Genomic DNA, 21,716 nt, shown 5'->3' with positions numbered 1-21,716 from the left:
GCCAGCAACGACGCTGGCTTTTTAGAAGCTATTGAACTGGTATTACACCCAACCATCAAACTGAAGACGTTTTTGTATTCGCTCTACTGCCTCTTTCTGCATTTGTCTCACGCGTTCGTTAGAGACATTCAGTAAGTCCCCGACTTCAGCTAATGTTTTCACGTTGTGTTCAAATAAGCCGAAGCGATGAATCAGCACTTGCTGTAACTTCACAGGCAATGTGTTAACGACGTGCTCCAGTGCTTGAGTAAAGCAATGGTCTTCGCAATCTTGCTGTGGATCTGTTGTGTATTCGCTTTCGCACTGTTCGAGCACAAATGGCGCATGATTAAGGTCGACAGTCGTTGAAACATCGATAAAGCCGCTCAACGCGACTAACTCATCAACACGCTCTACCTTTACGCCTGAACAGTGGGACAACTCAGAAATCGAGATGTCTTTGCTCATGGTTTTGCTCGCATCATGCTTTTTGGACGCAAGGCTATTTATCTCTTTACAAACGTGAGCAGGTAAACGCACCGTGCGACCGTTGTTCATTAATGCCGCTTCAATGTTTTCGCGAATCCACCACACAGCGTAAGTTGAAAAACGATAACCCGGCTCAGGATCATACTTGTCGATGGCTTTGATCAAGCCAATGTTGCCCTCTTCAATCAAATCAAGCAGCGTGAAGTTGTTGCCAGTACGCTTTAAGTAGCTTTTGGCAATCTTCACCACTAAACGCAAATTAGATTCGATCATCACCTCGCGCGCTTCTTTGTCCCCCGCTCGATTGAGTTTGGCATAATGCAGTTCATCTTCTCGAGAGAGTAAATCAATCCCCACGATGTCTTTTAGGTAATGTGCATAAGGATCTTTACCTGCAGAAAACGTTTCTTTCATTGGCATCTCATCCGTGACACCTCGGGACCTAGCAAAACACTCGTTGTTCATTTCCCCGTCCTTATCAGCCAACTTTACTGGTGTAGCTCTTTGGCTACTTTTCTCCGTGGCTCAATTAATATGCCACCCAACGAATAACATTCGTTTTACGTTGAGTGTAGACAAGGCTTTTTAGCTTTACCAAGAAATTGCATTTAATTTCATATCAACCCTGCACTCAACTGTCAAAACGTGAGCGGGTTGGGATTTATGGAGCAACATTCAGTATCGTATTTACATCAGAGTTGATAGAAGAGTTTCACTTACTAACAGTTAAATAAATTCACTTTTAAAACATATATTTAAAAACTGTACTTTACATTAGCAAACAACAACGTCGCAGGTACTTCGCCAAACAAGCTGCCACTGCTACCGTTAAAGCTTTGGATTACCGTGAGCAACTGCCAGTCATTAGCGAGAGAGTAGTTACTCGATACCCCAAGGAAATAGGAATGATCGTCGTAGTAACTGGTTGAGAGCGTGACGCGGTTTAGAGGCGTTAAGTCAAAGCTCACATCGGCATACCATGTATTTCGTGTAAAGCTCAACGTTTTTGCATCGAGAGGAAGATTCAAATACGCCAATGCGCTTGATGCATCTTGCGGTTCAGAGATAAATAACCACGCTGCACGCCCCATCCAGCTGCGTTTTCCGCCAAAGCTGTAATCCGATTCAATACTGGCAACTGTAGTCTTTTTGGTCGGTTCACCCTCAAATTCTGGATCAATGGGATCAAACCACGTGAGCTCTCCACGAAAACCCGCATCAAACACATCCGTTGCAAAACCAGCGCCGAGTACGTAATCCATCCGAGCTCGTCCTGCAATAAACTGATAATCCCATCCCGATTGATTGGCGAAATAACGCAGTGAGGCACTCTCTTGTCCTGACTGACGAGCTGGTGAAAACACCAAATCAACCCCATCAGCAAAACCTAATTTTCTGCTCAGCATGACCGCATCCGTGCCTGCTCGCTCTTCATAGTCAAAATCGTAAATCGAATACGCATTGTAGATATCGTTTGGATTCCATATCGTATTCATCGACCAATTGATACGAAAGCGCCCTAGTTGCGCTCCCCAGTCATCTTGCTGCCAAGTGAGATATAGACGATCAAGCTGACTGTTAATGACCACATCATCTTCATGCCAGTTTTTGCTTAAATCCATGTAACCAGAGTCCAACGCGACCAAATCGGCATAGCCAGGAAAGTCGGTAGAATCGCCCCAAAGAGCTCGATTTCTAAGCCCAACATTCACACGCCAGCTAGAGGAAAAACGGTATTCAAAGTTAAGTCGATTGTGTATCAGGTTATCGAACGTATTATCAGTGCCATCAGGAACACTGTAGGTTGCCATGTATTTGATGTAGCCATCCAAATCCCATGACTTTTGAGGCTCTAATCCGGGGACAGCAGACAAGGCAGAACCTGCCTGAAGACATAGCAATGAAAGACTTAACGCCTTAATAAACACTGCATTTACTTTTGTTCTGAGCAAGCCGGTATTGAATTGGAGAGCTTTGGTGCAAGTCGCAGACAAATAGGAAGCAGCTCTATGCATGCGACCTCTCTGCACGATTATCAATATTACTGAAATCACGCGCCAAACGACCGTCTTCAAATACGATAATGCGGTGTGCACGTTTTATCACCCGCGGATCGTGGGTCGAGAAGATAAACGTCGTTCCCTCTTGTTCGCTAAGTTGCTCCATAATGTCGAGCAGCTCCGCGGTGCTTTTGGCGTCTAGATTGGCAGTCGGTTCGTCCGCCATGACAAAACGAGGCTTCGGCGCTAAAGCACGAGCAACCGCAACACGCTGCTGCTGTCCGCCGGACATCTTACCTGGCACCTTATTCATCTGTTCCGCCAATCCCACTTGTTCAAGTAAGGACGTCGCACGTTCACGACATTCTCGCTCGCTTTTACCTTGCAACTGCATGACGAATTCCACATTCTCAAGCGCGGTTAGCACAGGTAACAAACTGTAGTCTTGGAAGATGAAGCCTATATTATCGCGACGATAGGCAATCAGTTCTTTTTCTGACATCGATGAAATCATGCAACCATCGATTTCCACCTTGCCAGAGCTTGGAGCATCAATACCGCCAATCATGTTCAGCAACGTCGTTTTTCCCGAACCAGATGGTCCCATGATCGCAACAAATTCCCCCTGCTTAATCTCCAAGTCTACCGACTGCACTGCGTGCACAGGGTAATCACCATCAGCGTTGTAAATCTTAGTTAGGTTTTCTAGTTTGATGGTCATTAGCTTTTCTCCGCCATGGCATCCACAGGTCGATGCTTCAAAATTTGTCGTGCGGGATACAGGGCTGCGATAAAGCTGGCAACAAAAATCGCGACAATGATCATTTGATATTCCGCTATTGATACCCGTGGATAAAGCAAGGTATCCACGCCATAAGCCCCTAGCCCTTCCGCCATACCAGCCAGCGACAACCCGGTAATACTCAGCACCTTGAGCATAATTGCACTCCCGAGCAACCCAAGCGCACAACCGCTTAATCCGAGGAACAAGGTTTCAAAAACAATCAACAAGCGTATCTTGTGTTTTTGCATGCCGACAGCCATTAACACACCGAACTCTCGTGTGCGTTCAAACACTGACATCAACATGATATTGATGATGCCAAGGGTCATCGCCAGCACAAACACCACGAGCATCACTTGGTTGGAAACATCCATCGTGCTCATCATGGTGGAGAGCAAAGGCTGGATCTCCTGCCAAGGTCTCACACTGAGCAAGCCTTTACTTTCCGGCGGCAAAATAGAGTGAGTGAAAGCCAGTAACTGCTTGAGCTCAGCATCGTTATTAGAAGTAAGGAGTATCGCAATTTCGTGCGTGCCACTCAGCCCCGCTACCTTTTCAAGATCCGCTTTTCGGACGTAAACATTCCCGTCATCAAACCCTGTTGATGGTGTTTTGAATATGCCTCGAACACGAAATGCCGCACCTGCAACCTCCCCATTCACATCAGACAGAGTGAGTACCACTTTGGAGCCGACACGTAGCTTTAATCGCTCAGCTATCTTGCTCGATACTAAAATCGGATTTCTGCCTTCTTCGCTCAGCCATTCTCCGTCGACAATATGTTTCGAGAGTGGCGTGATGTTTTGCTCTTGATCGATATTAACGCCATTGATGCGAATACCACGTGTACTGCGCGCCGACGCTATCATGCCATCTGCTAGAAATCGCTCAGAAATGGCTTTCACTTCTCGGTTACTCGCCAACACTTTGCTTATCTTTTCCGCATCGGGAATCACATCTTTTAGCTCTGGATTGACTAAGTAGGACTTTTGCTGGATCTGCAAATGACTGGTTTGCCAAGAGATGGCGTTCTTAATCATGCTATCGACCAAGCCATTCATGAATCCCATCATGGCAACCACGCCCATCAAGCCAAATACCATAGCTCCGAGCATGATTGAGGTTCTCAACTTGTTGCGCCACAAGTTACGCCAAGCCAACTTAACCAGCATGAGCACCTCCTTTTAACCCTGCCGCAATGGGCATTCGAAACATGCGAACCATTGGGTAAATCAAACACAACAAAAGAATGAACAGCACGACGGCGATTTGATTGAGCAGTAAGTGTGGGTCGAGCGAAACAGGCACAATAGGTTCAAAACCACTTTCGCGCATGAGCTTGGCAGCATCGCCAGTAATTTCGATTGGATTAAAATAGAAATACCCCAACACGGGAGCACTCACAATAAGCCCAATAATGATGCCAATTATGGACATAAACAGAGACTCTACCGTGAGCAGAAGGACGAGCTTGGAGCGCAGCATTCCGGTTGCCAGCATGACTGCGAACTCACGTTGGCGTTCTAATGTTGTCATCAAGATAGTCGCAAACAAGCCAAAACCAACAATGCCGTAGAGAATGTAAATCAAGAAAATACCGCCCGCTTTATCTAAGGCGATTTGCTGTGCCATTTCTGGCGACAACTCTTTCCAATCCTTCACGGCGACACTTTTGCCATACTCGGTTTTAAGCTGTTCAACGGTATCAGGTAAGTCTCTTAGACTCTCCGTATTTAAAACCCATGCGGTGACTTGGTCATCCAACGAATACAGGCTTTGCGCGGTATCGAGCGGCATGTACACCAACTGAGAATCAAGCTGCTGCAAAGGAAAATGAAGAATGCCCGAGATTTGATACAAACCTGCCGCGGTCTGTCCCCTATAACCGACACCGTAAAGCACCAATTCATCGCCAACCTTGAGTCGCAAATAATTGGCTAAACCACCACCGACTAGCACTGCTTTTTGCCCTGATTGGATGTAGCTTCCCTCAATCAGTTTGTCGCTGATATTGGAGTATTGATCTTCAGCTTCAGGCTCAACGCCTAGTACCATCACGCCTTTTGAGCGTTCGTCTTTTGCGGCTAGAGCAAAAGATTCTACCCGAGGTAATACCACATCAATATTGGGATTGTTTTTCGCCGCTGAAATGAAGGTGTTGGTTTGCGGCAAGACATCATCAATACTGGAAGAGTCACCAAACTCGGGGTTTTGCAGTTGAATCAACCCGGTATAAAACTTGGCGGCATTTTTGATATTGGACGTGTAACTGCCTTCTTGAAACGCTCGCGTAATAAGCGAAAGAAACAACACCAATGCCAGCGCAGACGCCGTCAGTAGTGTCCTGCGCTTTTGTCGCCAGAGGTTTCGCCAAGCCAGTTTCACAAGCATTGATTCGCTTCCTTCCGTTGATATTTGATTATCCGTTTCTTCTTTTAGCCGTTCATTCACCCAAACTTAGTCGCGCAGCGATTTCATCTGTTGCTGAGAGAAAAAACTGTCATCGATATCGAAATCAAACTGCGCTTGGTGGGTGATGAGTACGGTTTTGTTGTCTGGCTTATCAAGCGGCTGCATTTCCATTCTGGTCGCTAACTTTCTCCCGCCGAGCTCTTTCACGTCATAAGTCGTCATAACGTTCACTCGTTCATCAAACTCATCGTAGAATTCTACTTTGCGCTGCAGATAGGTCGTTCTGGAAATCCACAACGTTACTTTGCTCCAAACCACTGGAGCATCGGGCTTCGCAACAGCATCTATCACCCAAACCTTGTCGCCATCAAACGTATCCTCGCTTTTCAATTCATGTTGATAATCGACCACGATAGAGGACTGGTTGATCAAATCATCGTTGGTGAAGTCAGAGCCCATCCACGATTGGCTCAACATAGATGGCGCAATTTTGATGACGCGTTCAATACTCGGCACCCAATTCCACATTTCTCTCTGTCGTTTTAGAGAAGCACTGCCCTTATCCTTGGCTGGCGCCGTGACCAACACCAAAGACAAATCCGTCCCTTTGGTCCAACTCTTCATGGTCATCGACCGAGTCCAATCAGGACGAATGATCTCCATAGTGGATTCGGTATAACTGGAATCACCGCGCATTGCTTGATCTGACTTTTGCACGATATCAAAAGCACTTTCAGCCACAGCAGTAAATGAAATGGACCAACACAGTAGAGATAACCAAGCAGTACGCATAACCGTCCTCGACACTGAAATCCAACACTATTCACGTCAGAAATAACAATAAAAACAGGGAGTTCAAATCAGTATAGCAAGGAGAGGATGAAGGTCAGCGAGAGCACGCTCAAAGTTTTACTGAGCTTTACGAAGTAATGGTTCCACTTTGTTTCTGTTGATGATTTGGAACACCGCGCGATTCTTGCCGCTGGCTTTTCCACGATACATAAGTTGATCAGCATCTTGCAGGCTAGGCGTCTCATCAAACCTAGGATAATACGCACAACCAAGACTGATGCTCACATGAATGTTCTGTCCATCTAATGGGATTGGCATTTGATTAACGTGAGTACAGATTTCACACGCCAGCGTTTGGGCCTCTTCTGCCGATAGTGACACACTCACCAAAGCAAATTCCTCGCCGCCAACTCGAGCTAATGTTACCTTTTCATCGGTCACCGATTTCGCGGTATTCGCAACAGCAACGATTGCTTGATCTCCAGCCAAATGACCAAACTGATCATTGATGGATTTGAAGTCATCAATATCAAACACCATAACCGTCAGGTCTCTTTTTACTGTGCTTAATGTCGCCAACCTTTCAATCAAATGACGTCGGTTATAAAGCTTGGTAAGAGGGTCTGTCAGGGTCAACTCAAACAACTGTTGATTGGCTAAAGTTAACTGTCGAGTTCGCAACGCCACCGTTCTTTTAAGTGAAAAGATATGGAACATAGCCGCAATAACCAAAGCGAACACGGCCAAGGGTGCCAGATAGGCAGGATAAACGGTTTTTATATGAATCCAACGGCTGAGTATGCGATCTTTATCCGCTTCCATCACTCTCTCGAAGTTTCTGGAGATCTCATCAATCGATTTAGGACTGCCCTCTCCCGAGGCAATTCGTAAGTTTTTGCTGTAAAGGTGAACAGCAGGTAAAAAAGCCACAGGCTCGGGTGTCGTGGCCATGTAAAAGTTCGACACTTGAGTGTCAGCAACAAAGAGGAAAACTTTCTTTTTTGCCACCGCATCTAACATTGCATCATTATTCGAATAGAGCTTTACCGCCGCGTTTGGGTAACGTTTACGAATAAAATGCTCTTCGAATCCACCACGAACTACGCCAATTTCCATCGCAGATTCGCCTTCGAGCACTGAGTTGATGTCCAAACCAAACACATCTTTATTCACGTAAAGTTGGGTATCAATGGGCATGATCACCGTACCAAAATTCAAGTACTGGCTTCGTGCTTCGGAATATATTAGCCCCGCATGAACGTCTGCACGCCCTTCCTTCACAGCGAGTAAAGACTCTTCCCAATCAAGCAAAAGGAATTTAACGTGCACATCATTGCGAACAGAGTACTCACGCCAAAAATCAATCAAGATACCTTGTGGCTCGCCGTCTGGGGTAAGATAAGAGAATGGTTTCCAAGCTTTGGAATTGGCAACAATCAAGGTACCTTGTTTGGTCTCATGACTTTGGGATGCGGCGCTGTAAAACACACTCACGATCATCAGAGCGATGCCAAATGTTGCGCTTTTCCAACCATAAGTACTATAACGTATGAGAGCCATACCTACTTCTCGCCAACCTATCCGAAAGTATTATCTAAGACTTAATTCGAACTAAAGGTATAGCAGAGCTTTTAATGATGGGAAGTGACTCTTATTGATATGAATCTAAATTAGTACCTTTGTGCTGCAAAACGGTACTTTATTACCATAATATTTTATTAATCCATCGCGAATTATTATGAAATTTATATGGATAAAAGTGCTATAAATACATTCTGCTTTCTTAGGTTTTATTATTGCGCGTAAAAACACCTGACACAGCCCACAAAATCACATAAAAAAAGTAATGATTATTCGCTCGATAAGAATCACTTTGTTAACTTACGCGCAATTTTTTTGTGACCCGAAATTTTCGCTTTCGCCATGCCTTCTCAATATAGAATTAACAAAATCGTCGAAATTGGCGATACGCTGCATCGTAGTGGCTGTGCGCCTTACAAAGTAGAGAAATACACTCAACACTACGCGCAAAAACATGGCGTGGATGTGATGATTCAAGCTACACCTACCGCGATCAACTATCAGTTTCCTGATGACAACAACGCTGTTGTGCTCAAGCGACTCAAACCGGCATCAATTAATCTCAGCTTGCTCGCGAATACCATCATCCGTATCAACCAACCGAGTAGCGAACCCGTTCCAGAACCTGCTGGTTATCCTTCTTGGGTTATCGCATTGGCAAACATGGGCATTCCACCCGCGTACTTGATGTTGGTTGGCAGCACCTTAGAGGCGGTCGGCTTTGCCTTTATTCTCGGTTTTATGGTCTGGGGATGTCAGCAAGTTTGCCGAGCGAGACGCGCAATTGCGGTTGAGTTTATCGCAGCGTTGTTCACCGGCATTATTGTCGCTTATCTATCTAGCACTGGACTTCCGATCCCTGTTTGGGCGCTATGTATCGCGACGATTGTCTTATTCGTCCCCGGCCTCTCCATCGCTAACTCACTCGAATGTTTGGCGTTTAATGATTTGGTTTCGGGCACTAGCTTATTGGGGCAATGCGCTCTTACGCTGATCAAACTGTTTGTTGGTATCACGATGGGTCTGAACATTGGCGAAGCGATTTGGGGACAAGCTCAGTCTATTGCTTACACCAATGAAATTCCGATCTGGATGCACATTAGCGGCTTGTTCTTAATTTCAGCATGTCTTGGTGTGATTTTTAACGCCCGTCCTATCGATATACTGCTTGGGCTACCTGTCGCGATGCTGGGGATGTGGGGGCCATTTTATCTCGGCTTCGAAAGTGGCTGGGTGGTTGGAACTTGGGTAACGACCGTTCTAATTACACTTTACGGCACATGGATTGCGAAAAAGATGGAGCTGACCGGTTCTATCTACATTGTTCAGGGCATCATTATTCTGGTTCCGGGCAGTCGCGTCTTGGTCAGTGCGAGTCAGTCGGTATTTGAGCAATCGATCCTTCCGATTCCGAGTATTGGTCTCTCAGCGCTGTTCATGTTCTCTGCCATCGTTGCAGGACAAATTACAGCCTACTCGATTTACTCGCCAAAAATAGAACGCTAGAACACCCCTTCGCCATTACCTTCAGACAAGAAAAAAGCCCTATTCAAAATCCACGTTAGTGAGAACTTTGAATAGGGCTCTTTGCCTCTATGCTTCGCTTTCCGATTGAAGCTGCCTTTGCCTTTTTTGGCTTTCACAACTCGCGTTCTAAACAATTGACTAGTGACGACCGCTTTAAGTGCGTTGTCTTTGATTTCCCCTCGGCCAAACTCGGTATCTTGATTCAATTCATTTGGCTGAGGATTAAGTTTTTTCTTTCCCATAGATCCTCCGTAATGGTCGAACCAGATTGGACAATAATTAGATAAAATAGTCAAATTTGTAGAATTATTTTCATTTTATTCTTCAAAAACTTCACATCAACGTCATTTATTTGAAATTTCATCAAAAAAACACTGTATAAAAAGTGACTAGATACAAATATTTGCCTTTGATAGAGCAATAAATGTTGACTATACCCGTAATTAACCTAGACTCGAACACGGCTAGAAAGAAAGTTCTTTGTTTTCACATTTCGTTGGATTACTCGTAATTCCCCCGTCCTGTGGTACGCAATAGCAATTTATTTTTCCACGCTATAAGCGCCGATTAGGCGAAGATTTACATAAAATTAGATATTTAGGAAATAAACATGTCTAACAAAGCTACTGGTACAGTTAAGTGGTTCAACGAAACTAAAGGCTTCGGCTTCATCCAACAAGAAAACGGTCCTGACGTTTTCGCACACTTCTCTGCAATCCAAGGTGACGGCTTCCGTACTCTTGTTGAAGGCCAGAAAGTAGAATTCGAAATCACTCAAGGTCAAAAAGGTCCACAAGCTGAGAAAATCACTCTAGTTTAATCCTTTTAAGATTTTGATATGGTAGCCAGCTTTTTAGCTGGCTATTTTTTTGCCCTCAAATTATTGATCACTCTTATGGCTCTTAAACCGACGATATACAAGTTTCGTATCGCGATCTCCGATATGAACAACGATTACTACGATTCAAAAAACCTGACCATTGCCCTACACCCTTCAGAAAAACCACAGCGCATGTTAGCGCGTATTTTGGCTTACTGTTTGAATGCCCAAAAAGAACTTGAGTTTACTAAGGGTCTTTCTACGACAGAGGAACCGGACCTGTGGCGCGTTGAAGATGACCAATCCATAACACATTGGATTGAAATCGGTGAGCCAGAACCAGACCGCATCAAGAAAGCATCACGCCTTGCTAAGCATGTGAAGGTGTACACGTACAATACGAAAGCATCGGTTTGGTGGGATAAAATGGCAGGCAAATTTGGCATGCTTCCAGTGGATGTGGCAAGTCTAGATTACGACGCTATCGACTTGATTTCACAGCACCTTGACCGCGGCACTAGTCTATCTGTTATGATTACCGGCACCTCTATTTTCGTTGATATTAACGAACAACACGTCGAAGTGACGGTGAAGGAATTGCAAAGTAATGACGCCTCTTAATGAACTGATCCAACAAATGGGGTTCACAAACATTCCCTTCGTTAACGAGCACAAAGCAGCAAGGCGACGTTGGACAAAGGAACAAGCTCCATTGTTCATTAGAGTATGTGAAAATAAGCCTGAGACAGCCCCTGCGCTGCATCTACTTGGGCTTTTAACCAAATCTCACATCGAAGCCAGTGCACTCTATGAGCAGCACGCCACGTCGACTCATCACATGCAGCAAGTCTTGAGTGACACGCTAGGTGAAGAGCACGCAGAGAAGTTCACTAATCAGTCCGCTGAAGACCTCGTTCTGGTGACACATTTGTGGTTGTATACTCAAGGCTATCTCAACATGGATTTTAGTCTTGCGCACGACCATGCTGAGCAAACGCAAAACATTCTGCAACACGAGTTAGTGATCAAGCGTATGGATCTCGATGCTTTCCGTACCGACTTAATGCAGAGTTTTTACCTCGGTAAAGAAGCAAACCCAGCAAAAGCCAGTGGGCTAATTAGCTGGATAAAGCGCCTATTTTCCTCATAAAAAACGTGGTTTTGTCAAAACCAAACACCTGATAGACTACCTCCTTTCATGCAACGGCTTGCTTTGGCTGTTACATATGGCCTGTAATTTATAGCTCGTTGCATGACATTCAAGGACACTCATCCACTGAACATCAAGGGATCATTATGAAGTTTATCCGTTGGATTTTGGGAAAAATCATCTTACTTCTCAACGCTGTATTCTCTCCTCGCGGCGTTAAACGCTCAGCAGAGGCACAAAAAAGCGTTGATGACAAAGCGAAGAACTACGCGCTATACCAATTTGAAGCTTGTCCTTTCTGCGTAAAAGTTCGCCGTGCCATGAAGCGTCAATCCGTAAACATTGAATTACGTGATGCGAAAAACGACCCAGTACATCGTGAAGCACTTGAGCAAGGTGGCGGTCGTGTGAAAGTACCTTGTCTTCGCATTGAAAAAGATGGCGAAACGCAATGGCTTTACGAATCTTCAGACATTGTCGCTTACATTGAAAAAGAATTTGCCTAGTTCCCCCTAAGAACATTGGCGGATGCAAAAGAGGCACCATACGGTGCCTCTTTTCTTTTGTTTCAATTCAATAGATGGGGAGTTTACTGATCGACAATCAACATCAATTCCACGCGGCGGTTACACGCCTTACCACTTGCCGTTGCATTGCTGCACTGGGGTACATACTCACCAAAACCACGTGAGAAGACTCGTTGGCGCGGTAAGCTTGTGGCTAACAATTGCTTTTCAACTTCGCGAGCACGTTTTTCTGATAGAGAATCGTTAAAGGTTGCTGCACCTGTGCTGTCAGCATGGCCATCAATGACCACATCAACGTCTGTTCGTCCGGCAAGGTAATGCCCAAGATTACGTAGCCAATCTTCTGACTGTGATGATAATCTCGCAGATCCAGTTTGGAAGTGTACCTGTTCTTTCAAACGCACCATAAGGTGGTCGCCACTGATGGTTTCGTGGGCGATTTGATGCCTATTTAAAAACATCTCCAGTGACGTCACGCCCTGTGACTTTTTTCCCATTGTGCTCGGTGCTTGAGCCACATAGCGAGGTGTTGATGCGTAAGACTTCGCATAACCCCACTCAGGGTGTCTAAGTTCTGAGTTAGTTCGAGGAGCGGTATCCAACATATTACCGCCCGGAACCATATCTGAATTAATGCTGCCACATCCAGCTAAAAGGCCGCATGCAACTAAAAACCAATGCTTCATACCGTTACCAACGTAGAATGAATTCCTGTTCACTGTGTCGGCTCAAATCGTCCAAACTTTAGTGCTTTTTACCATTTCATCCCATTTACCAAGCACCTATCGTGCCAAAGTTCTGACTTCACTTCTCATTTGTCTAACCTCATCAATGATGATGAGCAGAATACCAATGTTGCACTTATCAAGAGCGATCTTTGTAACGGTCGAAATCTTCGATTTTTCAAGCATTGAAACCTTTAATTGACTCGTCATAGCCATGTTTTGTCTAAACTTTCTCCGATTGTCTCACTTTAGTGTAACAAGCCGTATTAATGGTTTTCGTCGATACCGTTAACCGATAAACTAGCAACAATTTTACTATTTAGAGCCTGACCCATGTTTAAAACTATTTCTAAAGGCGCTGCACTTTTTGCGGCAGTATTTGCCCTTACAGCTTGTGATAACGGCAATAGTCAGCCACAACAAGGCAAGCAGTACGAAGAGCTGCCTGTTTCTCTTGCTGAATACAACCTAGCGCCAGTTACTGAAGTTTTCTCTCTAACTTGCGGCCACTGTCGTACGATGGAACAGTTTGTTCCTCAGATCGAATCGTTGACAGAACAAAAAGTTGAGAAGATGCACGTTACCTTTAACGAGAGTGCACAGATCAGCGCGATCATCTTCTACACAGCAGCAATGCAAGTTAACGGCACACCAGACAAAGCATTTATGGAAGAGCTGTTTGCGGCAGTTCAAATGGGTGCAGATGCAACAGCGGATGAGCGCCAAGCAGCTGTTGAGAAAGCTTTTGAGTCTCGCAACCTAGTAAGCCCATACCAACTAGACGACGCGCAACAAGCAAAACTGTTTGAATACATCACTAAAGCAGAAGAGATCACAACTCGTGGTCAAATTAACTCAGTTCCAGCGTTTATCGTAAACGGTAAATACCAAGTGATCACTGGTGGTCACGAAACCGTTGAAGCTATGGCTGACACCATCAACTATCTGCTAAAACAACCAAAATAAGACAAGGAGCTACTGTGTCTAAATTTCTGTTTCCTCTTATTATTTTCGTCCTAGCGGCATTTTTTATCTACCGCACTTGGACCAACCACAAAGTGGCTGACGAGAACTTTGCCAAAGGCCAAGAATTCCTGCTTGAGAACAGCAAGAAAGAAGGTGTAATTACCACAGAGAGTGGCCTGCAATACCTAGTACTTGAAAAAGGTACTGGTGACGTTCACCCAACAGCGACTAGCAAAGTGAAAGTGCACTACCACGGCACACTGATCGACGGCACGGTTTTCGATAGCTCTGTAGAGCGCGGCGAGCCAATCACATTCGGCCTAAACCAAGTGATTAAAGGCTGGCAAGAAGGTCTGCAATACATGGTTGTGGGTGAGAAAATCCGCCTGTTCGTACCAAGCACACTTGGTTACGGTAAAAACGGTACGGGCCCTATCCCACCAGCAAGCGTACTGATCTTTGATGTGGAACTATTGGACATCCAATAATCCTCAGCTAGAACAAAAAACGCCGTATCAATTGCGGCGTTTTTTATTGAATGAGCTCTTCTGAGCAAAGGCGAATTAAGCTTTTGGATAAAAGACTAACTTATCCCCTTCCACCATTACACAATCCATACCTGCTGCGTGAGCGGCTTTCTTGCCTAACTCGGTATCTTCAAACACCACACAGTCTTGTGCGTTTAAACCAAGTTGTTCTGCGGCCATAAGGAATGTATCTGGGAAAGGTTTGTGGTTCTCGACGTCCGTCGCTGTTACCACAGCATTAAGCTTCTTCAAGATGCCTGCTTTTGCTAATAGACGCAGTGCACTGTCTCGTTGGCTACCGGTTCCAACTGCGATTTTCTTATTACCTAGATGTTCATCCAATACGATGTTGGTACACGAGATGATTTCCCCGTGTTGTTCCATCTCTGCAAACGTGTCCATTTTGAAACGAGATACGGTTTTAGGGTCGAGAGACAAACCGTGTTGACGGTTCACTTCGCCAACGATTTTGAAGCTTGGCATGCCACCTAAACTGTGCAACCAATCTTGGTTGAAAGGGAAATCGAAACGGTCTGCCGTCGCTTGCCACGCTGCTAGATGCGCTGGCATAGTGTCGATTAAGGTGCCGTCCATATCGAAAATCAACCCTTTATAGGGGCTTAAATCTATCGTATTCATGTCAATTCTTCTATTTGTACATCTCTGATGGTAATTTATCAGCCATTACAACATTCCTTATTGGCATTTAGTAAACATGCTCAAAATTTCGAACTCCGTCACAATTCAAGATTGGGAAATCCAATTATCTCCCATCAGGGCTCAAGGAAGTGGTGGGCAAAACGTTAATAAGGTATCGTCCGCGATACATTTGCGCTTTGACGTACGTCATTCCACGCTGCCGGAATTCTATAAAGAGCGATTACTTGTCCTTTCTGACAGCCGGATATCCAAAGATGGCGTAATCATCATCAAAGCACAACAGTTTCGGACACAAGAGCAGAACAAAGAAGACGCACTAAATCGATTACAAGCGTTGATACAATCTGCAAGCCGACAAGAAAAGAAGCGTATTAAAACCAAACCAACTCGCGCTTCACAACGTCGTAGACTTGATAGCAAAAACAAGCAAGCGACAAAAAAACAGCAACGCCAAAGAGTGCTGTACTAATAAACGTCAGAGCTAGCCATTGGGAACCTTTTTGGGCTCCTTACTTTAGTCAACTATTCAGGACAAACTTTATGACTATTAGGCACAAGCTCTACTCCTTAGGAGTGATCGCCATTCTGGGCATTATGACCCTGCTGGGTACCTCGTCACACTTCGCTAACCAAAGCCAAGAGCTCGGTCATGCTGTTAAGCTCGTTGGTGATTTAGAGATTCGTCTCCTTAACTTACGCCGTAATGAAAAAGACTTCTTGCTGCGTAGTAACATCAAGTACCTTGATAAGTTCGATGGTAACGTCGATAAGTTCTTGGTGATTGAACAAGAATTGGCTGGCATCCTTAACCGTTATGACCTCCCTTCTAGCCACCAATTCAAGCAAGACTTATTGGCCTATCAAAAAGGTTTCCAGACTTTAGTTTCTGCTTATGGACGTTACGGGCTAGATGCGGAAAGCGGTTTATGGGCAAGTTTTGAGCGAGAGCTTTCTGCTGCAGAGCAAAATGCTGATCATCAACAAATCATGGCTCTGACTAAATTCTCAGAACTTGTTAAAGCCGGTGAACTGGACGAAAGCCTTCTACAAGGTCTATACGTACCTACTTTGATTGAAAGTGCGCGTCAGCTTGCTGCACAAAAGCAAACTATCGGCGTGGCTTACAATAAGGGTTTATTGGGTGATACTCGTGCTTTATCACATGCGGTAGAGCAACAGTTTAAAACCTTTTCATCTGCCCTGAGCGACGCAGCACAAGCTCGTGATAGCCAAAACAACTTGGTGAAACAAGTCATCACAGCGGTGGTGCTCGTCATCATCTTTGCCTTGATCTTCCAAATCTCACGTTCGATCAATACTCGCGTTAGCAGCTTGCTTACCACTATTAAAAACATTAGTGAAAGCAATAACATGGGCCTACGCTCTGAACTTGCGGGGAAAGATGAACTGGCGGACATCAGCCATCACTTAAACGATCTATTAGACAAACTTGAGCACCTTATCCACGGGACACAAGAGAAGTCAGCACAGCTATCGGCAAGTACAGACAACATGCACCGTGAGCTAGAAGGCGTAATGGAACAATTCCATGCTCAAGCCGATCATACTTCGTCGATGGCAACAGCCGTTCAGCAAATGGTCGCAACCATTGGTGAAATCTCTGAAAGCACCTCTGTGGCAGTGGAAGGCGTTCACCAAGCAGCAAACAATGCAGAACAAGGCCGCACCGTTGTCGAGACGACAGTTTCGAATGTCGGCCAGTTGACCGGTATTCTTTCAAACAGTCAGCAGTCCATTGGTTCTCTCAACGAGCACGTGGCGAAGATTGGCGGCGCAGTAAATATCATCCAAGATATCGCTGAGCAAACTAACCTACTCGCACTTAACGCAGCGATTGAAGCTGCACGTGCCGGCGAGCAAGGTCGCGGTTTTGCTGTTGTGGCCGATGAAGTACGTGCACTGGCAAGTCGCACTCATCAATCGACAGAAGAAATCACCCGCGTGGTGTCTGATATTCAATCTCAGATGTCGATGGTGGTATCTGATATCGACCAGTGTAATGATCAGGGTCAGCAAACCCTACAAGCATCGGAGAAGCTAGATTCAAGCCTTCAACAAATCATCGCAGACATGCACGCAATTCAGGGCAACTCCGAGCGCATTGCATCAGCCATTGAAGAGCAAGGCATCGTGATGAATCAGGTGAGCGATTCGATTACTGAGCTAAACGTGATTTCAGAGAACAACATGCAATCAGCGCAAGAATGTTTGCATGAGGTGAACTCTGTTTCGGCTCAAGCCCATGAAATGGATGATGCTGTCGCTGAATTCAAAACACGCAGCGTGTAACCACCTTTCCCTCATAGTCATTATTGATTAAACAAATAAAAAGCCCGAAGCACTCTCATGCTTCGGGCTTTCTCTATCTGAGGAAACTCAGTGCTTATTCGTCATCAAGAGGAACAAGCTTGGTGCTACCACCGTGGATCTTCTCACGCTTTCTCTGTACCAGAGCGTAGAAGCCTGGGATCAGGAAGGTACCCGCTAGAAGTACACACAACAGACCACCGATTAGGGAAATACCCAACGAGTTCTGACTCACGTGACCCGCACCTGCTGCAAAGATCAACGGGAAGATACCCAAGATGAACGACCAAGAAGTCATGTTCACCGCACGGAAACGAAGCTTACCACCTTCTACTGCCGCATTATCAATATCCACATCTTTCTCTTCACGCTCTTGTTTGGCGAATTCCACAATCAGGATTGCGTTCTTCGCCGCGAGCGCTATGAGCAAGACGAGACCTATCTGAGCGTACAAGTTGAGTGGCGTTCCGGTTAAGTTCAATGCAAGGAACGAACCTAATGTTGCCACTGGTACCACAAGGATGATCGCTAGCGGAATACTCCAACTCTCGTACTGAGCCACCATGAACAAGTAGATAAAGATCAATGCCAACGCAAACGCGTAGATTGCTTGGTTGCCTGCCAATACTTCTTGGTAAGCCATACCCGTCCATTCATAAGTGTAACCCTGCGGCAGCACTTCGGCTGCGACACGCTCCATCGCGGCGATCGCATCACCACTTGAATAACCCGGAGCTGGCTGGCCTTGAATGATCGCACTGCGGTACATGTTGTAACGCCATGCCACATCTGGTTCAAACACTTGCTCATAGCTTACTAACGTGCTCAGCGGCACCATATCGCCACTTGAAGAACGAACGTGGAAACGCTCCAGATCGTCCATGCTGCTGCGGTGCTCACTGTCTGCTTGCATGGTTACACGGAAGTTCTTACCAAACATGGTGAAGTCGTTCACGTACAACGAACCAAGGTTACCTTGCAGTGTTTGGAAAATTGACGACAGTGGAATACCCAACTGCTGTGCTTTTTCACGGTCAATATCCACATAGTAATGCGGTACGTTTGCACGAAAAGTACTAAAGGTATAAGCGATTTCTGGTGCTTGGTTAGCCGCCTGAATCATCTCACCCATTACCATCGACAAATCAGTACGGCTACGACCTAGGGTGTCTTCCAGCACAAACTCGAAGCCAGACGCTGCGCCCATACCCGGTACTGCAGGAGGCCCCATCGCGAATACCACGGCTTGAGGGAGTTCCATCGCAGCACGACCGTTGATGCGGTTTGCAATTGCGTTAGCAGCGTGTTCACCGTCAAGCGAGTTTCGCGTGTCCCAATCATGCAATTTGATGAACAGAGACGCACCGTTTGATGCTGCTGCACCCGTCATGAATGAGTAACCATTCGCAACGGTTACGCCATCTACACCCGGCTCTTGTTCAACCATCTTCATCAGTTCATTGGTTACTTCCTCGGTACGAGAAAGCGATGCCGAATCCGGAAGCTGAACGTTCACCAACAAGATGCCTTTGTCTTCTTGAGGAACAAACGCCGTTGACGTTGTTTTCGCGAAGAACGTTACTGCCGCAACCGCCACGAAGAAGAAAGCAATCAGCAACATAGACTTCTTAACCAAGAAGCCAGCAATTTGACCGTAACGCGCTGTTACACGCTCTAGACCACGGTTGAACGCTTGGAACCAGTTTGCTGTGTTGCCGCCCCCCTGCTTCAATACCAATGAACATAGTGCTGGAGACAGCGTTAGTGCGTTAATAGACGAGATCACTACTGAGATACAGATCGTCAATGCGAACTGACGATACATGATGCCAGTAATACCCGGAAGCATGGCTACTGGTAGGAATACCGCCAATAGAACCAAGGTCGAGGTAATGATTGGACCCGTTACTTCTTTCATCGCCAACAAAGTTGCTTTACGCGGTGAAATAGTTGGGTCTTTCGCCATGGTGGTATCCACGTTTTCGATAACCAGAATCGCGTCATCTACCACGATACCGATGGCGAGGATCAAACCGAATAGGGTTACCGTGTTGATGGTAAAGCCCGTCGCCTGCATGATGGCGAATGTACCGATAAGGGATACAGGAATCGCTACAACCGGAATCAAGGTTGCACGCGCACTACCAAGGAACAGATAAGTTACTGCGATTACCAGCAAGATAGCTTCAATCAGCGTTTTCACTACGCCCTTGATCGACTCAGCAACGAATACAGTCGTATCGTAACTGGTCTCGTAAGCCATGCCTTCAGGGAAGTTAGTGCTTAAGCGCTCAAGCAGGTCCATAACTGCTTGACCACTTTCCAGTGCGTTTGCGTCTGACTGTAGTGACAGAGCAACGATCGATGCGTCTTGACCACGGAACTTACCGTTACCATCGTAGAACTTCTTACCAAGCTCAACACGAGCCACGTCTTTAAGGTATACCGTAGAACCATCTGGGTTTGCGCGAAGTACTACATCCTCAAACTCACTCACGCTCTCAAGACGACCTTTGGTCACCAAGTTAAACTGAACTTCTTGAGGGTTGTTGTACGGCGCAGCACCAATACGACCTGCCGCTACCTGTACGTTCTGTTCTGCCAATGCTGAGTATACGTCGGTTGTCGTGAGGTTCAGGTTAGCCATTTTTTCTGGATCTAACCAAACACGCATCGCGTATTCACCACCACCGATAACGTTAACTTCACTGATGCCTTTAACACGCGCCAACTGGTCTTTTACGTTCAAGTTGATGTAGTTGATAAGGAACTTATCGTCGTACTTACCGTCTGGTGAGTAGAAGTTCAGAACCATCAGCAAGTCAGGAGAACGCTTTTTCACCGTTACGCCGACCATGCGCACTTCTTGAGGCAGTTTGGACTCAATCTGTGATACACGGTTTTGCACGTTAACCTGCGCCATGTCTGGGTCAGTGCCCACATCGAAGGTAACGTTTAGGCTGTAAGAACCATCGTTCGCGCTCTTAGACGACATGTAGATCATGTCTTCTACACCGTTTACGGAGGTTTCTATCGGGTCAGCTATTGCTTGTTCCACAACCTCTGCACTTGCACCCGTGTAGAATGCGGTCACGCTTACCGATGGCGGACTGATTTTTGGATATTCAGCAACTGGCAAGATCGCTAAAGAGATGGCACCTGCCAACGTCAATATGATCGAAATAACCAGTGCGAATTTTGGTCTTTGAATAAAGAAACGACTTAACATTGCGCCTCCTACTGCTTATCTTCAGCAGGAGATTGAATGCGCACTTCTACACCGTTACGTACACGTTGCAGACCCTGTGTAATCACAGTGTCGTCTTGTTCTAAACCTTCATTGATGATGATGCCCTGCTCTACTTGAGGACCAAGCTTCACGTTGCGACGTTCTGCAACATTGCCTTCAGTCATCACCATTGCGAAATCGCCCTCTAGGTCAGTTTGCACCGCACGACGAGGAATCACGATAACGTCTTTCGCGTTTTTATCACGGAGATTCACTTTAATGTGCTGACCAGGAAGCAGTTGTTGTTCTGGGTTTGGTACCAAAGCACGCATCGCAATCGTACCGGTTTGGGTATTGATACGGTTGCCCAAGAAGTCTAACTGACCTAGGTGCTCAAAGTACTCACCGTTTTCCAGTTCAAGTTGAACTTCTACACCACTCGACTCATCACTGCCGTCACCCTTGATGCGGTCCATACCAAGCGTTAAACGCTCACGTTCACTAACGCTGAATGAAGTATGCACTGGGTCTAAGCTAACAAGCGTTGTCAGAATGCCAGAAGATGGTGAAAGCAGGTCACCCGTACTTACTTTACTGTCGCTGATGCGACCGCTAAATGGCGCACGAATTTGCGTGTAAGAAAGGTTTACTTCTGCAAGCTTAAGCTGAGCGTTTGCCGCTTCTAACTCGGCACGCGCGCCAAGAAGAGTGGCCGTTAACGCATCAAATTCAGATTGAGAAATACTGCCGCGTGGCAACAAATTCTTACCTCGTTCGTGGTCAAGTTCCGCTTTCTTCAAGGCAGCTTTAGCTTGAGCTAAGGCCGCTTTTGCACTCGCCACTTGCGCTTCAAAAGAAGAAGGCTCGATGGAGTAAAGCAGTTGTCCTTTCTCGACCATTTGACCTTCATCAAAATGGCGAGCTTCAAGATAGCCAGAGACTTGTGCCGTGATATTTGTATCTTCTACTGCTTCAATGCGGCCGATGTAAGATTTGCTCGGCTGGTAGTCGATAATTGTGACATCTTGAGTCACAACAAGAGGAGCTTGGCCCCCCTTCTGGGCATTGTTTGCTTCTCCGCATCCTGCGAGGATAGCTGTTGCCGCCATTAATGCGACGAGTGGTTTCTTTTGCATGTATATACCGTCTTTATAGAACAGGATTCGTTTGACAATACCCTAACCTTACAGGGTGCTTTGTCCGAAAACTTTAAAGGAAAC

General features: G+C 45.9%; 21 protein-coding genes. 9 read left to right on the top strand and 12 right to left on the bottom strand.

What is annotated here, in order from left to right; all coding sequences use genetic code 11:
- Positions 1–42: 42 nt before the first annotated feature.
- The 7 genes from A9237_RS19345 to A9237_RS19315 all read right to left on the bottom strand — a co-directional run bounded on the left by A9237_RS19345 (position 43) and on the right by A9237_RS19315 (position 8,016).
- Positions 43–933, bottom strand: a complete 891-nt coding sequence (locus tag A9237_RS19345) for a sigma-70 family RNA polymerase sigma factor (RefSeq protein WP_032802095.1) — start codon at positions 931–933, stop codon at positions 43–45.
- A 290-nt stretch (positions 934–1,223) separates the two neighbouring features.
- Positions 1,224–2,483, bottom strand: a complete 1,260-nt coding sequence (locus tag A9237_RS19340) for a hypothetical protein (RefSeq protein WP_078609165.1) — start codon at positions 2,481–2,483, stop codon at positions 1,224–1,226.
- Complete coding sequence (locus A9237_RS19335; RefSeq protein WP_009696201.1) at positions 2,476–3,189, bottom strand: ABC transporter ATP-binding protein; 714 nt, start codon at positions 3,187–3,189, stop codon at positions 2,476–2,478. The genes A9237_RS19340 and A9237_RS19335 overlap by 8 nt, the downstream gene beginning before the upstream one ends.
- A complete protein-coding gene (locus A9237_RS19330) occupies positions 3,189–4,424 on the bottom strand; it encodes an ABC transporter permease (RefSeq protein WP_078609163.1) in 1,236 nt (411 codons plus the stop codon). The genes A9237_RS19335 and A9237_RS19330 overlap by 1 nt, the downstream gene beginning before the upstream one ends.
- Positions 4,414–5,643: an ABC transporter permease gene (locus A9237_RS19325; RefSeq protein ID WP_078609161.1), complete on the bottom strand. Its 1,230-nt coding sequence runs from the start codon at positions 5,641–5,643 to the stop codon at positions 4,414–4,416. Before A9237_RS19325 ends, A9237_RS19330 begins: the two co-directional genes overlap by 11 nt.
- Positions 5,644–5,709: 66 nt before the next feature.
- A complete protein-coding gene (locus A9237_RS19320; RefSeq protein WP_078609159.1) occupies positions 5,710–6,456 on the bottom strand; it encodes an outer membrane lipoprotein-sorting protein in 747 nt (248 codons plus the stop codon).
- A 117-nt stretch (positions 6,457–6,573) separates the two neighbouring features.
- On the bottom strand, positions 6,574–8,016 hold the full coding sequence (locus A9237_RS19315) for a transporter substrate-binding domain-containing diguanylate cyclase (RefSeq protein WP_078609157.1): 1,443 nt from the start codon (positions 8,014–8,016) through the stop codon (positions 6,574–6,576).
- A 363-nt stretch (positions 8,017–8,379) separates the two neighbouring features.
- On the opposite strand from A9237_RS19315, the gene A9237_RS19310 reads away from it, so the two are divergent.
- Positions 8,380–9,543: a threonine/serine exporter family protein gene (locus A9237_RS19310; RefSeq protein ID WP_009704734.1), complete on the top strand. Its 1,164-nt coding sequence runs from the start codon at positions 8,380–8,382 to the stop codon at positions 9,541–9,543.
- Here A9237_RS19310 and A9237_RS19305 read toward each other — a convergent pair.
- Positions 9,540–9,806 (bottom strand): alternative ribosome-rescue factor A, encoded by a 267-nt coding sequence (locus A9237_RS19305; protein WP_038893611.1) that lies wholly within the window; start codon positions 9,804–9,806, stop codon positions 9,540–9,542. The genes A9237_RS19310 and A9237_RS19305 overlap by 4 nt on opposite strands.
- A 368-nt stretch (positions 9,807–10,174) precedes the next feature.
- Here A9237_RS19305 and A9237_RS19300 point away from each other — a divergent pair, with 368 nt between their 5' ends.
- The 4 genes from A9237_RS19300 (at position 10,175) to A9237_RS19285 (ending at position 12,040) form a co-directional block, all read left to right on the top strand.
- Positions 10,175–10,384 carry a cold-shock protein gene (locus A9237_RS19300; protein WP_005433440.1) on the top strand — a complete coding sequence of 70 codons (210 nt, stop codon included), beginning with the start codon at positions 10,175–10,177 and terminating at the stop codon, positions 10,382–10,384.
- A 75-nt stretch (positions 10,385–10,459) separates the two neighbouring features.
- Entirely contained in the window at positions 10,460–11,005 is a 546-nt protein-coding gene (locus A9237_RS19295) for a YaeQ family protein (protein ID WP_009704736.1), read from the top strand.
- A complete protein-coding gene (locus A9237_RS19290) occupies positions 10,992–11,534 on the top strand; it encodes a hypothetical protein (protein ID WP_045416944.1) in 543 nt (180 codons plus the stop codon). The genes A9237_RS19295 and A9237_RS19290 overlap by 14 nt, the downstream gene beginning before the upstream one ends.
- Positions 11,535–11,680: 146 nt before the next feature.
- Positions 11,681–12,040: a glutaredoxin family protein gene (locus A9237_RS19285; protein ID WP_017819296.1), complete on the top strand. Its 360-nt coding sequence runs from the start codon at positions 11,681–11,683 to the stop codon at positions 12,038–12,040.
- Positions 12,041–12,123: 83 nt separating this feature from the next.
- Here A9237_RS19285 and A9237_RS19280 read toward each other — a convergent pair whose 3' ends face one another.
- A complete protein-coding gene (locus tag A9237_RS19280) occupies positions 12,124–12,747 on the bottom strand; it encodes an OmpA family protein (RefSeq protein ID WP_032802098.1) in 624 nt (207 codons plus the stop codon).
- 372 nt (positions 12,748–13,119) lie between these two features.
- Here A9237_RS19280 and A9237_RS19275 point away from each other — a divergent pair, with 372 nt between their 5' ends.
- Both A9237_RS19275 and A9237_RS19270 read left to right on the top strand, forming a co-directional pair.
- The gene (locus A9237_RS19275) at positions 13,120–13,752 is read left to right on the top strand and encodes a thiol:disulfide interchange protein DsbA/DsbL (protein ID WP_009704740.1); all 633 of its coding nucleotides are present in this window, start codon (positions 13,120–13,122) and stop codon (positions 13,750–13,752) included.
- Between the two features lie 14 nt (positions 13,753–13,766).
- Complete coding sequence (locus A9237_RS19270) at positions 13,767–14,240, top strand: FKBP-type peptidyl-prolyl cis-trans isomerase (protein ID WP_020194145.1); 474 nt, start codon at positions 13,767–13,769, stop codon at positions 14,238–14,240.
- Positions 14,241–14,315: 75 nt separating this feature from the next.
- Here the strand turns inward: A9237_RS19270 and A9237_RS19265 are convergent, their stop codons facing one another.
- The gene (locus A9237_RS19265) at positions 14,316–14,918 is read right to left on the bottom strand and encodes a beta-phosphoglucomutase family hydrolase (protein ID WP_032802100.1); all 603 of its coding nucleotides are present in this window, start codon (positions 14,916–14,918) and stop codon (positions 14,316–14,318) included.
- Between the two features lie 76 nt (positions 14,919–14,994).
- Here A9237_RS19265 and arfB point away from each other — a divergent pair, with 76 nt between their 5' ends.
- Both arfB and A9237_RS19255 read left to right on the top strand, forming a co-directional pair.
- Complete coding sequence (gene arfB / locus A9237_RS19260; RefSeq protein WP_078609155.1) at positions 14,995–15,408, top strand: alternative ribosome rescue aminoacyl-tRNA hydrolase ArfB; 414 nt, start codon at positions 14,995–14,997, stop codon at positions 15,406–15,408.
- Between the two features lie 71 nt (positions 15,409–15,479).
- Entirely contained in the window at positions 15,480–17,249 is a 1,770-nt protein-coding gene (locus tag A9237_RS19255; RefSeq protein ID WP_078609153.1) for a methyl-accepting chemotaxis protein, read from the top strand.
- Positions 17,250–17,343: 94 nt separating this feature from the next.
- On the opposite strand, the gene vmeZ is transcribed toward A9237_RS19255, so the two are convergent.
- Positions 17,344–20,496 carry a multidrug efflux RND transporter permease subunit VmeZ gene (gene vmeZ, locus A9237_RS19250; RefSeq protein WP_009704744.1) on the bottom strand — a complete coding sequence of 1,051 codons (3,153 nt, stop codon included), beginning with the start codon at positions 20,494–20,496 and terminating at the stop codon, positions 17,344–17,346.
- 8 nt (positions 20,497–20,504) lie between these two features.
- Positions 20,505–21,632: a multidrug efflux RND transporter periplasmic adaptor subunit VmeY gene (gene vmeY / locus A9237_RS19245; protein WP_005435881.1), complete on the bottom strand. Its 1,128-nt coding sequence runs from the start codon at positions 21,630–21,632 to the stop codon at positions 20,505–20,507.
- Positions 21,633–21,716 lie beyond the last annotated feature (84 nt).

This window comes from Vibrio owensii (assembly GCF_002021755.1).
Lineage (GTDB): Bacteria > Pseudomonadota > Gammaproteobacteria > Enterobacterales > Vibrionaceae > Vibrio > Vibrio owensii.
This window is presented reverse-complemented; position numbering and strand designations above follow the sequence as displayed.

Excerpts from the sequence above, each read along its gene's own strand:
- A9237_RS19345 (WP_032802095.1), bottom strand. The coding sequence starts at position 933 with ATGAACAACGAGTGTTTTGCTAGGTCCCGAGGTGTCACGGATGAGATG.
- A9237_RS19340 (WP_078609165.1), bottom strand. The coding sequence starts at position 2,483 with ATGCATAGAGCTGCTTCCTATTTGTCTGCGACTTGCACCAAAGCTCTC.
- A9237_RS19335 (WP_009696201.1), bottom strand. The coding sequence starts at position 3,189 with ATGACCATCAAACTAGAAAACCTAACTAAGATTTACAACGCTGATGGT.
- A9237_RS19330 (WP_078609163.1), bottom strand. The coding sequence starts at position 4,424 with ATGCTGGTTAAGTTGGCTTGGCGTAACTTGTGGCGCAACAAGTTGAGA.
- A9237_RS19325 (WP_078609161.1), bottom strand. The coding sequence starts at position 5,643 with ATGCTTGTGAAACTGGCTTGGCGAAACCTCTGGCGACAAAAGCGCAGG.
- A9237_RS19320 (WP_078609159.1), bottom strand. The coding sequence starts at position 6,456 with ATGCGTACTGCTTGGTTATCTCTACTGTGTTGGTCCATTTCATTTACT.
- A9237_RS19315 (WP_078609157.1), bottom strand. The coding sequence starts at position 8,016 with ATGGCTCTCATACGTTATAGTACTTATGGTTGGAAAAGCGCAACATTT.
- A9237_RS19310 (WP_009704734.1), top strand. The coding sequence starts at position 8,380 with ATGCCTTCTCAATATAGAATTAACAAAATCGTCGAAATTGGCGATACG.
- A9237_RS19305 (WP_038893611.1), bottom strand. The coding sequence starts at position 9,806 with ATGGGAAAGAAAAAACTTAATCCTCAGCCAAATGAATTGAATCAAGAT.
- A9237_RS19300 (WP_005433440.1), top strand. The coding sequence starts at position 10,175 with ATGTCTAACAAAGCTACTGGTACAGTTAAGTGGTTCAACGAAACTAAA.
- A9237_RS19295 (WP_009704736.1), top strand. The coding sequence starts at position 10,460 with ATGGCTCTTAAACCGACGATATACAAGTTTCGTATCGCGATCTCCGAT.
- A9237_RS19290 (WP_045416944.1), top strand. The coding sequence starts at position 10,992 with ATGACGCCTCTTAATGAACTGATCCAACAAATGGGGTTCACAAACATT.
- A9237_RS19285 (WP_017819296.1), top strand. The coding sequence starts at position 11,681 with ATGAAGTTTATCCGTTGGATTTTGGGAAAAATCATCTTACTTCTCAAC.
- A9237_RS19280 (WP_032802098.1), bottom strand. The coding sequence starts at position 12,747 with ATGAAGCATTGGTTTTTAGTTGCATGCGGCCTTTTAGCTGGATGTGGC.
- A9237_RS19275 (WP_009704740.1), top strand. The coding sequence starts at position 13,120 with ATGTTTAAAACTATTTCTAAAGGCGCTGCACTTTTTGCGGCAGTATTT.
- A9237_RS19265 (WP_032802100.1), bottom strand. The coding sequence starts at position 14,918 with ATGAATACGATAGATTTAAGCCCCTATAAAGGGTTGATTTTCGATATG.
- arfB (WP_078609155.1), top strand. The coding sequence starts at position 14,995 with ATGCTCAAAATTTCGAACTCCGTCACAATTCAAGATTGGGAAATCCAA.
- A9237_RS19255 (WP_078609153.1), top strand. The coding sequence starts at position 15,480 with ATGACTATTAGGCACAAGCTCTACTCCTTAGGAGTGATCGCCATTCTG.
- vmeZ (WP_009704744.1), bottom strand. The coding sequence starts at position 20,496 with ATGTTAAGTCGTTTCTTTATTCAAAGACCAAAATTCGCACTGGTTATT.
- vmeY (WP_005435881.1), bottom strand. The coding sequence starts at position 21,632 with ATGCAAAAGAAACCACTCGTCGCATTAATGGCGGCAACAGCTATCCTC.